Annotated in this window: 12 protein-coding genes; 6 read left to right on the top strand and 6 right to left on the bottom strand. The window is 47.9% G+C overall.

The features are described 5' to 3' along the window. The first annotated feature begins 27 nt into the window (after window positions 1-27). The gene (locus H5647_RS01280) at window positions 28-1,845 is read left to right on the top strand and encodes a putative bifunctional diguanylate cyclase/phosphodiesterase (protein WP_052691800.1); all 1,818 of its coding nucleotides are present in this window, start codon (window positions 28-30) and stop codon (window positions 1,843-1,845) included. Window positions 1,846-1,877: 32 nt separating this feature from the next. Here H5647_RS01280 and hypE read toward each other — a convergent pair whose 3' ends face one another. Genes hypE through H5647_RS01250 form a run of 6 tightly spaced genes read right to left on the bottom strand, consistent with a single transcriptional unit; the run spans window position 1,878 to window position 8,023 of the window. Beyond that, entirely contained in the window at window positions 1,878-2,885 is a 1,008-nt protein-coding gene (gene hypE, locus H5647_RS01275) for a hydrogenase expression/formation protein HypE (protein ID WP_045855695.1), read from the bottom strand. Between the two features lie 42 nt (window positions 2,886-2,927). Then, window positions 2,928-5,180, bottom strand: a complete 2,253-nt coding sequence (gene hypF / locus H5647_RS01270; RefSeq protein WP_045855693.1) for a carbamoyltransferase HypF — start codon at window positions 5,178-5,180, stop codon at window positions 2,928-2,930. 25 nt (window positions 5,181-5,205) lie between these two features. Beyond that, window positions 5,206-6,366 (bottom strand): hydrogenase formation protein HypD, encoded by a 1,161-nt coding sequence (hypD, locus tag H5647_RS01265; RefSeq protein ID WP_045855692.1) that lies wholly within the window; start codon window positions 6,364-6,366, stop codon window positions 5,206-5,208. Further along, entirely contained in the window at window positions 6,363-7,229 is an 867-nt protein-coding gene (hypB, locus tag H5647_RS01260) for a hydrogenase nickel incorporation protein HypB (RefSeq protein ID WP_045855690.1), read from the bottom strand. The genes hypD and hypB overlap by 4 nt, the downstream gene beginning before the upstream one ends. Continuing rightward, complete coding sequence (locus tag H5647_RS01255) at window positions 7,222-7,758, bottom strand: hydrogenase maturation nickel metallochaperone HypA/HybF (RefSeq protein ID WP_045855687.1); 537 nt, start codon at window positions 7,756-7,758, stop codon at window positions 7,222-7,224. The genes hypB and H5647_RS01255 overlap by 8 nt, the downstream gene beginning before the upstream one ends. Window position 7,759: 1 nt before the next feature. Beyond that, window positions 7,760-8,023 carry a HypC/HybG/HupF family hydrogenase formation chaperone gene (locus H5647_RS01250; protein WP_045855685.1) on the bottom strand — a complete coding sequence of 88 codons (264 nt, stop codon included), beginning with the start codon at window positions 8,021-8,023 and terminating at the stop codon, window positions 7,760-7,762. A 564-nt stretch (window positions 8,024-8,587) separates the two neighbouring features. Here H5647_RS01250 and H5647_RS01245 point away from each other — a divergent pair. The 5 genes from H5647_RS01245 to H5647_RS01225 are packed head-to-tail and all read left to right on the top strand — an operon-like array spanning window position 8,588 to window position 13,250. Beyond that, the gene (locus H5647_RS01245) at window positions 8,588-9,709 is read left to right on the top strand and encodes a 4Fe-4S dicluster domain-containing protein (RefSeq protein ID WP_045855683.1); all 1,122 of its coding nucleotides are present in this window, start codon (window positions 8,588-8,590) and stop codon (window positions 9,707-9,709) included. Next, window positions 9,697-10,584: an FAD/NAD(P)-binding protein gene (locus H5647_RS01240; RefSeq protein ID WP_082086919.1), complete on the top strand. Its 888-nt coding sequence runs from the start codon at window positions 9,697-9,699 to the stop codon at window positions 10,582-10,584. The genes H5647_RS01245 and H5647_RS01240 overlap by 13 nt, the downstream gene beginning before the upstream one ends. 2 nt (window positions 10,585-10,586) lie before the next feature. After that, on the top strand, window positions 10,587-11,387 hold the full coding sequence (locus tag H5647_RS01235; protein WP_045855682.1) for an NADH-quinone oxidoreductase subunit B family protein: 801 nt from the start codon (window positions 10,587-10,589) through the stop codon (window positions 11,385-11,387). After that, window positions 11,384-12,718, top strand: coding sequence for a Ni/Fe hydrogenase subunit alpha (locus H5647_RS01230; protein ID WP_045855681.1), 1,335 nt, complete (start codon window positions 11,384-11,386; stop codon window positions 12,716-12,718). Before H5647_RS01235 ends, H5647_RS01230 begins: the two co-directional genes overlap by 4 nt. 1 nt (window position 12,719) lies before the next feature. Next, window positions 12,720-13,250 carry a hypothetical protein gene (locus tag H5647_RS01225; protein WP_045855679.1) on the top strand — a complete coding sequence of 177 codons (531 nt, stop codon included), beginning with the start codon at window positions 12,720-12,722 and terminating at the stop codon, window positions 13,248-13,250. Window positions 13,251-13,329 lie beyond the last annotated feature (79 nt).

Genomic DNA, 13,329 nt, shown 5'->3' with positions numbered 1-13,329 from the left:
GCGATAGAGCATATTAAGCAGTAAATTATGGCGGACAACGACAACAAAGGGCTCGGCCTACAAGACTCACTTTTTAGCTGGATCAACAACCACAAAGATGCCCACTTATATTTGGGAATTCTACTGGAGAGAATTCCAGCGTTAGTGTCTCTCGTGGCAGATGACGGCCGGGTACTGTTTGCTAGCCGTCAGCATACCTTTCTTGCCGGTGTAGCCGATCACCTTGTGAATATTGAGCAAGAGGCCGATCTGTATCCCGCGCTCATTTGGGATCGTGTTTACGGCCTTAAACAACAGCCTGTAGACCTAGAAAACGAGCAAGTTTGGGAGCTTAGTGTAAAACACAAAGATGGCTCCCTCCATCAATATCAAATGCGGCGTTTTATCGTTGAAAGCCAAAGCGCTGATAGCCATGAAAGCCATTCTGCAATAGCGTTGACCTACACGATTGGTGTGGATATCACCGAGCACCGCACAGAAGACCCCTCTGTGCGCGATCAGAGTGCCCATATAAACTATGTCACCTTTCACGACCCTCTCACCGGTTTAGCCAATCGGTCGTTATTTTATGATCGAATGCACAAAAGTTTGTCTCGCGCGAAACGCAATGACAGTAGCTTAGCGATTATATTACTTGATTTAGATCGCTTTAAAAATATTAACGACAGCCTCGGTCACGATGCGGGTGATGCGTGCTTGAAACATGTTGCACGACACCTTGTTGAGGAACTACGCGATACTGATACCGTTGCACGGTTAGGCGGTGATGAGTTTGTGGTTGTATTAGAGAATGTGAATGGCATTGAGGTGATTGAAAAAATTGCGTCAAAATTACTGGATTGTTTAGCGCAGCCCATTACCATACAGAACCATGAAATTGCATCCACCGCGAGCATGGGTATTAGTATTTTCCCTAAAGATGGCGATTCCATTGATCAATTACTTAAACACGCCGACACGGCCATGTATCGCGCAAAGGCTGCGGGTAAAAATCGTTACCAATTTTACTTAAGCGCAATGTCAGATACCGCCGTCAATTATTTACTGTTAGAAAACGATTTACGGCGAGCGTTGGAACAAGATGAGTTGTGTTTGTATTATCAACCTCAAATCGATTTAAACACCGGTAGAATAATTGGCCTAGAAGCTTTGGTGCGCTGGCAGCATAAAGATCGAGGCTTGGTTTCACCCATTCATTTTATTCCGTTGGCAGAAGAAACAGGGTTAATAGAACCACTTGGCGCGTGGGTGCTAGAGCGCGCGTGTGTGCGTTTTCAAAGCTGGCTGCTCAATGATATTCATTTAGGAAAAATTGCAGTTAATCTATCCACGCGGCAATTACGGCAGGGCGATTTCGCCGATACCGTCGCGCAAATATTATCGCGTACTGGCTTGCCGCCAGAATATTTGGAATTAGAAATTACAGAAACGTCGGCAATGGAAAATGCCGCTGATACTATTGAAATGCTGACCACACTTAGCGGCATGGGGCTATCGTTAGCCATTGATGATTTCGGAACGGGGTATTCGTCTCTGGCCTATTTGCAGCGTTTTCCCATTCAGAAACTGAAAATCGACCGCAGTTTTATCGACGATATCGATCGAGACAAACAAGATTCCGCAATAGCCAAATCTATTATCGACCTTGCTCATAATATGTCGCTACAAGTCATTGCCGAAGGCGTTGAGCGGCCAGCACAATCGCGTTGGTTAATCGACCGTGGCTGTGACCAAGTACAGGGGTTTTACTACAGTAAACCCTTGAGTGAAGAGCAACTCATGACATTAGTTAACGACCGTACCCGTGTTATTCGAGACCTTACCGGCGTGCGTCTAATACTCTAAATACTCGAGAGCTAGCGTAGCACCAGAACGGCCTAGCAAATTCTTGGCAGGGGTTCATCTTCTAGCGGCAGTAATACACGTGCCCCCCCCATTTTCGTGTTCATCACTACCCGTGAATGGTGAGACGTAAAACGACCGATAATGGCGGTACCCTTGCCTTCTCGTAGGTTTTTCCAGCGTGAACATACTGAGTCTGCCGTACGCGCATCGACCACCGCAATAATGCGTCCCTCGCAGGCTAAATTAAAGGCATCGTACCCTAATATATTGCAGACGGATTGCACGGCGGGCTCGATGGGCAACGCTTGCTCGAATAGGTCGATACCTATGTGAGTGGTTCGATTCCAATCTTGGACAACCATATTTAAACCACCGCGAGTGGGATCACGTAACAACTTAATGTGCGCGGGTGTTGCGAGAGAGCATAAGGCATTGACGAGCGGCCAAACGTTGCCCGAATCACTGAGAATATTGGTACTTAAGCCAAAATCTTCTCGCGCCATCATAACGGCAATGCCATGATTCCCAATTGGGCCAGACACAATAATTGCGTCGCCCGCTTGTATGCGGGTGTCGTCCAGCATCAATTGCTTTACTCGTTTTCCGATACCAGTTGTAGCGAAATATACCCCGCCTCCGTTGCCATTGGGCACCACTTTTGTATCACCGGTAACGATATGAATATTGGCTGCAGTAGCGGCTAAGGCCATTGCATCGATAATTTTTTCCAGTTGACTGAATTCTGTGCCTTCTTCAATGAAGGCGTTCAAGCTTAAATAGAAGGGTTTAGCGCCCGATACGGCTAAGTCATTCACGGTGCCATGAACGGCGAGGCTGCCAATATTTCCACCGGGGAAAAAAAGCGGCTGTACGGTAAACCCATCGGTTGTCATGGCCCAACGTTCACCGTCCAAATTTAAAAAGGCGGCATCATTATTGGTGTTGAGATACTCGTTGGCAAGACGAGAGGCAAAAACGTCGTCTATTAATTCACGCATACGTAAGCCACCGTTTCCGTGAGCGAGCGTAACTGTTGGCATAATGTGCAACCTCAATAACCTGAGTGACGTGAAAAAACCGGATTACAACGGACGTGAACTCTGCTTGTGCATAAGCGCACTGGCTTCGATAATCTGGCCAATACTAATACCGCCGTCGTTCACCGGAATTTGTTGGGGGTGATGAAGTGTTAGGCCGTGTTGGGGCAATAGCGTGGTAAGTCGTTCTACCAATAAGCGATTTTGAAAAACGCCGCCGCTAATACCTACAGTTTTAATTCCCGTTTTATTGGCGGTGGCTACGGCTTGCCGAATGAGTGAATGCGCAAGCGTATTGTGTATTACGCGTGCGGCAAACGCCGTTTCGTGAGGCTTTCGAATTAACCATTTAATAAGCCCAAACCAAATAACTTGGCCGTCAATAATGGGTAGGTCGATATGTTTGTCCGTATTGGATTGCTCCGCTATAGCCGCAAGCTCCATGGGGGCCTGTCCCTCGTAAGACGCATGCGAACAAATACCCAGTAACGCCGCGCAGCCGTCCAATAAACGTCCCACAGCCGAAGTCAGTGGTGCGTTTACATTCTGGTCCCACATTTTATGGAGTAACGGGTCGTCCGAGGTAAATTTAATGCCGCAGTGCAATCGCAAACTATCGGCGATCCGCCAAGGTTCGCGCGCAGCGCGATCACCGCCAGGTAATTTAAACGGTTTAAAATAAAGTGTTCGTTGCCAATTTCCGGGGTGGCCGTGCAGGCAGTCGCCGCCCCATAAATGGCTATCGTTACCGAGGCCAACGCCGTCCCACGTAAACACCATAATGTTTTGATCACAGGTTAAATTGCGACCACTGGTTTGAGCATACAAACTACTGGCGTGCGCATGATGGTGATAAATGGCGAAGCGGGGTTGTGATTGCTGAGTGGACCAGCGTGTGGTGGCATAGCCGGGGTGAGCGTCGTGCGCAATATGGGTGGTGTTTCGGTTATAGAGCGCTGGCAGTTCTTGAATGAGTTGTTCGAAAACGGTATGGCTACGCAAACTGTCCATATCTGCGATGTGGGGTGAAACAATTATGCGTTGGTCGAAGGCAAGGCAGAGAGTGTTTTTACTTTGTGCGCCGGTAGCCACGAGTGTATTGTTTTTTTCGAGGGGGTAAGGTGAGCCAAGCTCTAAGGGCGCGATACCTCGGCCAACTCGAATAACGTGCGGTTTGTTGACGACAACGTGCATAACAGTATCGTCGGCAGGGCGACGAATAGGGCGGTTATGGTTAAGCACACCGTCGACCAAATGCTGTAATCGATTGTGAATATCGGTGGCTTCTGTTAATACCGGTTCGCCACTGATATTGGCTGACGTGACCACTAAGGGCCTGCGCAGTGTTGCCATTAATAAAAAATGTAAGGGGCTGTACGGAAAAATAATGCCAATCTCTTGAAGTTGAGGCGCTATATTTTCAGCTAAAGCTACGCCACTTTTTTTAGGGCACAGCACAATAGGGCGCACATCCGACGTTAACTGTTGTCGGTGAGTGTCTGTTGCATGGGTATATTCATCAAGCTGCTCGGGCAAGAGCATAATTGCCAAGGGTTTATGCGGGCGAGGTTTATGGTTTCGTAACCATTCAATCGGTTGAGTTTGTGTTGCATCACACATTAGATGAAACCCCCCAATGCCTTTAACTGCAATGACTAAACCTTTTTGGATGGCTTCGCAGGCACTATTGATAGCGTCGTGCTGAATGCCTTCACGGGTTGAGGTATAGGTGAGTGTTGGGCCACACTGTGGGCAGGCGAGGGGTTCGGCATGAAAACGTCGGTTACTGGGGGATTGATATTCTGCGGCACAGTTATCGCACAGCGGGAAATCGGCCATAGCGGTGTTACGACGATCATAAGGCAGCGAATCAATTATTGTGTACCGTGGCCCACATTGAGTGCAATTGATAAACGCATAGTCATAGCGTGAATTGGCGCTGTCGAGAAGTTCGCTTTGGCAGTCAGGGCAACAATAATGGTCGGGTGGAACTTGTACGTTGTGGTTGCCCGTTTTTGCTTGAGAATCGCTGGTAATAATTAAAAATGATTTTAGTTGGCGAACGGTTTTATCCCATCTTTCGCGTATTGAGGGCTTTGCTTGTGGGGGAGCATCGGAAATTAATCGTCGTTCAAAATCGGCCACAACGTGTGCGTCGCCCTCCACTCGAACCGAAACATTACCGCTGGTGTTTTGCACCCATCCGGCTAAGTTAAGTTGGGTCGCGAGGTTGTGCACGAAGGGGCGAAACCCCACACCTTGAACACGGCCATCGAGAATATAGTGTTTACAGATCATCCTTTTCTCCTAAAGGAATAGGTGGTTAAGCCGGTCTTGTCGAAGCGGCCGTTTGCGACGGCATACCATTCGCCCACCATATTCGACACGCGCCTTCGTCGGAAACCATGCAGGGGCCAATAGGTTCGCGCGGTGTGCATGTTTTTGCGTAAAGCGTGCATTGATTAGGTCGGCAGCGGGCCATGACAACATCGGCACATTGACAGCCTTTTAGCCGGGGGGCGTGTGCATAAACGTCACTGATATGTGTGTGAACATCTGAAAAATATACACGCGCATTAATGTCGTTGAAGTGTGAACGTAAGGTAAATCCTGAATCAGGTATTGCACCTATGCCGCGCCACTGCGACGTTTTAATCGCGAATGCCCGTAATAATATTGCGCGTGCGGTGCGATTGCCTTCAGGCTTCACAACCTGTGTATAGCAGTTGTCTACTTGCGGGTGGTTTAAGTGCGATTGTTGCAATACACAATAAAACGCGTGCAGTAAGCTTTCGTTTTCAAAACCGGCTATGGCGGTTGGCAGTTGATGCGCGCGCGAAATTTTTTGCCATTCATGAGTGCCCATCACCGTAGCGACATGTCCCGGTGCAATCATACCGTCGATCGATGTGCTTCGGTCATCCGTTAGTAAGGCATGAACGGCTGGCCACGTGCGCCTGCCGGAGATCAAAAACTGTAGGTTGCCGGGCAACGTTCCGTGCAGTGATTCCTGCACCAGAGCGGCAACAGGGGCCATGGTGGTTTCGAAGCCCGCTGCAAAAAATACAACTGTTTTAGTGGGGTTTTGTAGGGCAATATTTTTGGCGTCTATGGGGGATGCTATAGGGCGAACATCGAGACCAGACGCTTTTGCCAGCGCTAATGAGCGTATTTTTTTAGGAAAAAAGTTTTTCGTTTGTAATGTGTTTATCGGCACACGCAGCATATCGCCAAAGCTTGCGAGAATAGTCTTGGTTTGGTGGGCCATGGCAATGGCGAGCGCAATATCAATTTCCGGGCATACACAAACGGGGCAGCCGGGGCCAGGAATAAGATTAAGCCAGTGCGGCAGTGTTGACCGTAAACCGGCTTGCGTAATGCTACGTTCGTGCCCGCCGCAAACGTTGAGTAAATTAAATGGCGTATCGGGTACGGGTAGCGCCTCAATTTGTTGGCGCCAATAGTGCGACAAGTCTAGGTTCACTGAGTGGCGCCTTCAGAGCTTAACGGCTCGGGGTTGAAGGTCTTGATCGGGCGTGTAGGGCGATCGTTCAGTAAACAGAGTAACCACGCTATCCAATCGCTTATTCCCCTTCCTGTTTTTGCAGAAAGCGGCCAGACGGGACTGTTATTGGCGAGTTTTCTAAAATTTTCTATGGCATCGATCTCGGAAAAATCGTCGAAAAAATCGAGCAGTTCAATTTTGCTAATAACCAAACCATCTATCTTCTGAAAGAGCACAGGATATTTTAGCGGCTTATCATCCCCTTCTGTCGTGGATAGTAGGGCGATATTGGCATGCTGGCCAAGATCGAATGCCGCAGGACAAACAAGATTGCCAACGTTTTCAATAAATAGTAGGTCGAGTTCTGCAAGATTTAATTGGCTCATTGCCTCAGCAATATAGTGAGCATCTAAATGGCAGGCGCTGCCCGTGGTAATTTGAATGGCTTCAACGCCTTGTGCACGAATGCGCGTTGCGTCATTGTCTGTTTCAAGGTCACCTTCAATTACGGCAATACGAAAATTATTTTTTAAGTGCTGAAGCGTCGTTTCGAGCAGCGTCGTTTTACCCGACCCCGGTGACGACATGATATTGATGCATACCAGAGTGTTGTCACTGAACCGATCACGGTTGCGCTGAGCTTGCTCATCATTGCGCGACATAATGTTATGCAGTACGGCGTGACTATGCTGATTTTCAGACGGTTGGCGAGGGGAAAGTACTTCCCCGGCCTGGAGTGGTCGGTTAGGTGCTTTTAATGCACTTTTAGTTAAGGTGCTTTTTGCGAATGTACTTATTGTTAGTACACGTGTTTTGAGTGTGCAGCCACAGGTTTCACACATGTGGATTTTCCTTCTGCGCGTTGCGTGAGTCCTGGTGCGCTGAGAAGGTTGGCGGGTTATATTGTATGTTTAGGGTTATATTCACTAAGTGCATTTCCTCTCCCGAGAGCAGCTGTGTTTGATGGGAGGCTTGCTTGTCGCAACATAAATAATGGCGCTGAAAACGGTCCTGATTAATGGTGGCTTCACAGCCACAATCGTGGCAATAGATCAAGGCCGGAACCTCTTCAACGATTAACGTTGTTGTGGGTAAAAAATCAATTTCACCATTGCGTTGTTCGTCGCTAACTTGTTTGTTGCCCTGTTCTAGTGTGATCGGGCAATAACGATGGTGATCGTGAAGCGCAATAGGAAAGGCCCGTTGAAGTAGATTTTTATCGATACCCGCTAACAGGCCAATTTTAACCGTAAGCCCCGTAATGATAGCAATCGATTGTTGTGTGTCGTATTCGGGGTTGTTGCGGCATTGCAGCGCCGCCATTTTTTGCGCTTCGTGCAGTATATTTTTACACACGCTGAATTCATGCATGTTAACCACCGTTATTCGGTTTTCTAGAATCGTTGGCTAGGTCTCCAGCTACTTGCATGGCATTGTACGTGTCCCAGCAAGTGCGGGCATCGGGTTCATTTACTTTTTGAATCGCGTAACCAAGGTGAACCAATATAAAGTCACCTACGTTTATTTCATCTTTTTCTAATAGATGGAGATTTACGTCACGGAATACACCGGTTGCCTCACACTTAGCAACGCCGTTCGCTATGTTAATTATTTTCATGGGAATAGCTAAACACATAACTTAACCTTATGGCCTTAGTGTGAACAAGTTAGTTAACGTGAGTTAGGCGTAACGCATCATTAATAATGATATGGAAAAAAGTGAACACTAAAGAGTGTATGCCTCATAAAGATGAGGTTTATTGATGTAGCGCATATTTGGCCCGTATCTTTTCGGTTATTTTAATGTGGGATTTTTTTATTCGTGTGGGTAAATAGCGCGAACAAAAAAATCATACGTTCGCGTTAGCCGTCGCATGCCCGTTGGCTGGGTGTGATGTTGTGTGATTGCGATAGAGGTCGAGGTGTCTGCGGTATTGCAGGCCGGTGATACTCCACTATGATAGGGTCAATTAGAAATATGCTTCCCGATATTCTAGTAGGAAACGATAATAAAAAAGTATTAAACGGAAGCCATTCTTCTTTACGTCCTTAGCAATCCAATCGGATTAGCGCGGTGTTTGGTTTGACTGACACCATTATTTGCGACGTTTATCTATATAAATAAAAATTCTATCGTTACAACGCGTCGAAATAAAAAGTGTCGTCCTATTGACAACTGTTTTTCATAGGGATGCATGCTATGGCCGTCTATTTTCTAACACCAGAAAACCTACCCAGTTTATTCAGTGCGCTGACAGAATCTGGGTATGCGCTCATTGGCCCTAAGGTGTCTGATGGCGCGATTGTGTTTGATCATATGGACGATATTACGGATATTCCCCGAGGGGTGGAATCTGTACAGAAGCCTGGTTTCTATCAGCTGGACCACACTTTCTCTACGCGCTACTTCGATTGGGCGAATGGCCCTAGTGCATTAAAGCCTCTCTTGTTTAAATCGCGTCAACCCTTGTGGTTTGCTGAGCAGGTAGCAGAAACAACGGATGGGGGGTTAGTGTTTCGCGATGCAGCACCAGAACCGGTACCAAAAGCGGTTATAGGCATTCGCCCATGTGATATTGCGGCGATGAAATTGCAAGATCAGCATTTTTTAGAAGGCGAATACGTCGACCCCTATTATCTCGCACAACGACAATGTCTATTTACGGTTGTTGTCAATTGCGCAACGTGTAACGAGACGTGCTTCTGTGCGTCTACCGGTGATGGCCCCTCCGTCGAAGATGGCTACGATTTATTGCTTGATGAACTGGACACAGGATTTCTAATTCGCAGTGGTTCAGGTGCGGGCGAGAACATTTTATCGACACTACCGGTTATCAATGCCGGTAGTGACCTCATTGAATTAGCCGAAATTCAAACGTTGCACGCCAAAGCCCAGCAGAAACGTTTCCTCATTAATGAAAATATGCACGCCAATCTTTTCTCGCAGCTGGACAGCCGTCAGTGGCGCGAGATAGCGGATATTTGTTTGTCCTGTGGTAATTGCACGTCGGTGTGCCCTACCTGTTTTTGCCATAGAGAAACAGAAACCGCAGACCTCAATGGAAAAAGTACCACGCATTTTCGTGAATGGAGCAGTTGCTTTAATGCTGACCATAGTGTGATGCACGGCCACACATTGCGTGATAGCAGTGAATTGCGGTACAGGCAATGGATGTTACATAAATTAGGGAGCTGGAACGCGCAGTATGGCCGGTCGGGTTGTGTTGGTTGTGGACGGTGTATTAGTTGGTGCCCAGCCGGAATTGATTTTCCAGCGGTAGCGAACGCAATATGTGGGGAGTTCGAATTATGGGAACAATAGTGCAGGACCGGGCCGATGAGGCGTGCCACGCGGAGAAAAATATTTCGCGTAATGCTTATATACCGATGTCGGCCACAATCGTAGAACGAAAGGAAGAAACGCCCACTATTTTTACATGGAAGCTTCGTTTAGATAACGACGCAATGCGTGACGTTTATCAGTATCAATGCGGCCAATTTAATATGGTGTATTTATTTGGTATTGGTGAAGTGGCTATTTCGATTATGGGCAGCGAGGGTGATTGTATATTACATACCATCCAGGCTGTGGGACGTGTTACGAATGCTATGGCTAAGTTATTAGTAGGCCAGCGTGTGGGTATTCGTGGCCCATTTGGGCATGGCTGGCCCATGCTAGAAGCGAAAAGCCGAGATCTTGTTTTTATCACCGGTGGTTTGGGGTGCGCGCCTGCAGTATCGGCGATACGCGAGGCAATGGCACACCGTGAAGAGTATGGCCGTATCGTTATTATGCAAACAGTTTTGCATCGGCACGATATGTTGTGGGAGCCGCAATATGACGAGTGGCGAAAAGTGCGGGCGACACAAGTTTTGTTGGCGTCTGATCGAGATAAAACCGCATGGCCCAACTGGAAGCATGGCCGCGTGGCGGCACTGTTTAAAGATGCGCACTTCGATGTTAACCACTGTACGGTTATGTGTTGTGGGCCTCACCCTATGATGACGGGAACATCACGTGCGTTGTTGGATATGGGCGTTAATGAAAATACTATCTACTTAAGCCTTGAACGTAATATGCAGTGCGCGCTCGGGCACTGTGGTCACTGCCAGATGGACGAGGCCTTTGTGTGTAAGGATGGGCCTGTATTCACTTACAAGCGCATAAAAGATGTGCTTGAACGCAGGGGGTTTTAATCATGAATAGGCCAGTGAGTAAGCCGCGCGTTAGTGTTCATAAATTTGCATCTTGTTCGGGGTGTCAGTTGGCATTCATCAATATGGGTGAGGATTTAATTACGCTAACGGAATTGGTCGATATCGTGCATTTTGCAGAGGCCGGGCCACTTGGCCCCGACGAGACCGTGGATATTAGTTTTATTGAGGGGTCGATAACAACACCGCACGATGTAGAGCGTTTAAAAGGCATTAGAGAAAAAAGTGCGTACGTAATTACCGTGGGCGCCTGTGCGACGTCTGGTGGTATTCAGGCATTAAAAAATAATGCGGATAGCGATCTTTGGATGCGTTCAATTTATGCAAAGCCGGAATATATTCAGTCGTTATCAACATCGGGTGCGATTAAGCAGCATGTAAAAGTCGATTACGAATTATGGGGTTGTCCGGTAGACGTTAAACAAATGTTAGCGGCGGTTAGGCAGCTATTGTTTGGCGTTGCACCATTGGATATAAATGAAAAGGTGTGCCAAGAATGCAAACGCCGCAATACAGTTTGCATGATGGTGACCCAGGCAATGCCCTGTATGGGGCCCGTTACGCGCACCGGGTGCGGTGCGTTATGCCCTTCTTTCGGCGCGGCCTGTTATGCCTGTTATGGCCCAGCCGAAAACGCGAATGTGGAGCGATTAGGAGAGTGCTTTATGGGGTTGGGGTTATCACCAGAAAGAGTAAAGCAAAAGTTTTTATCGATGCACAATGCATCGCCCGAATTCTCGAAAGCTACAGTGCTGTGGGCTGATGCAAGCGGGGGGCACTCATGAGCGAATTAACGTCTACACCTAGCGCCACAAAGAATAGCCCCACAAGGGATATCACCATCGACGTACCTGTAATGGTTCGGGTAGAGGGTGAAGGCGCTCTAGAATTTAGCGCCAAAGGCGGCGAAATAGATAATTTACATCTCAAAATATATGAGCCGCCCCGATTATTCGAAAAATTTTTAGAGGGCCAGTATTTTACAGAAGTGCCTACCATGGCGGCCCGCATTTGTGGCATCTGTCCTATTGCCTATCAAATGACCTCTATTCTCGCAATAGAGCGTCTTTTCGGTATGCACCCTGGCCCTTGGGTGCATGATATGCGTCGTCTGGTGCAATGCGGAGAGTGGTTGCAGAGCCATGCGTTACATATCCATTTGTTGGCAACACCGGATTTCTTAGGGTACAACAATGCTATCGCTATGGCACAAGACCACCCTGAAACGGTTAAGCGCGGTATGCGGTTACAGGGGTTGGGTAACGCGTTGCTGACGCTGTTAGGCGGCCGTTCGGTGCACCCCATCGGCTTGCGGGTTGGTGGGTTTTACCGCGCTCCAGAAATGCACGAGGTGAGCGATTTAATTGACCGGTTAGAAGCGGCAGTAGAAGACGCGCGAGGCGTGGTTGCATGGACAGCAGGTTTGGATTTACCGGTCGACCATCAAGCGTTTAATTGTGTTGCCGTGCATAACGACAACGAATACGGTCTTAACGAAGGACATATTGTAACCACAAAGCGTCAGACGATAGCGTTCGATGATTATCCCTCTCGCTTTAAAGAGCATCAGGTGGAACACTCCACGGCCTTTTATTCTACGCTCGATAACGAAAGCTATTTTGTTGGGCCGTTGGCGCGAATGAATGTAAATTTTGACCAGTTACCGGAGGTTGTCAAAACACTGTGCACGGAGGTGGGGCTGTCTTTTCCCAGTACCAATATGTTTGATAACGTTCGCGCACGGGCGGTAGAATCGTATTACTGCATTGTTGAAGCGCTGCGTATTTTGAAGCGCTATCAGCGCCCCAAAAAAGCCTTTATAGCGGTGACACCAAAAGCGGGTATCGCACGCCATTGTACCGAAGCACCGCGCGGCCTTATTTTTCATGAGTTTGCGCTAGACGAAAAAGGCCAGGTTGTATCGGCCAGTATGATTCCGCCGACCAGCCAAAACCAAGGCAGTATTGAGTTGAATCTTAAAAATGCGGTGTTGCATTACGGGTTAGACCATTCGGATCACGACTTGCAGATGTTATGCGAAAAAATTATTCGTAATTACGATCCCTGTATTTCTTGTTCAACGCATTTTCTAAATTTAACCGTTCACCGAGAATAGTATGGCCTCTTTACTGGTTGCGGCGATAGGGTCTGCACATGGTGCGGATAGTTTAGGCTGGGAGGTGGCCGATTATTTATCGGCTCATCTCGAAAGTGGCCACGGCTTGCTTCCATACTGTCAGGCCGCTGCCGAGGGTGCGAACGGTTTACATATTATTAAATACCAACACCCTACTGCCGTAGTGGAAAAAATTTCTCACTTCAGTCATGTGCTGTTTGTTGATGCGTGTCGTGTGGTAGAGCAACATTACGGCGCACTTATTCATGTTCAAGCAGACGCTTTAACGCCGGGTAAAGGCGAACTCTCCAGCCATGAAAGCGGTGTGAATGATGCCGTTTGTTTGGCGCGTGCGTTGAACGTGCTACCGAAGCATTGTGCCGTAATGGGCTTGAATGTGTATTTGCATGAACACACTCCGGTGAGCTGGTCGTTACAACAGCAGTTAGTTCACGCGCTTTGGGGGGAAATTTTACGCGTACTTCAACCCCGCGCATTACCCTTTGTCGTATCATCTTACGCGCCTACCTAATAGTTTTTCTCCACGCGTGCTCCACGCTTCGTAAACGGTATTCCTATCATCGTTAATGGCTCGTTTTAATAACGTTCAA

This window comes from Teredinibacter purpureus, from assembly GCF_014217335.1.
Lineage (GTDB): Bacteria > Pseudomonadota > Gammaproteobacteria > Pseudomonadales > Cellvibrionaceae > Teredinibacter > Teredinibacter purpureus.
The sequence above is the reverse complement of the archived record's forward strand: the minus strand, read 5'-3'. Positions and strand labels throughout refer to the sequence as shown.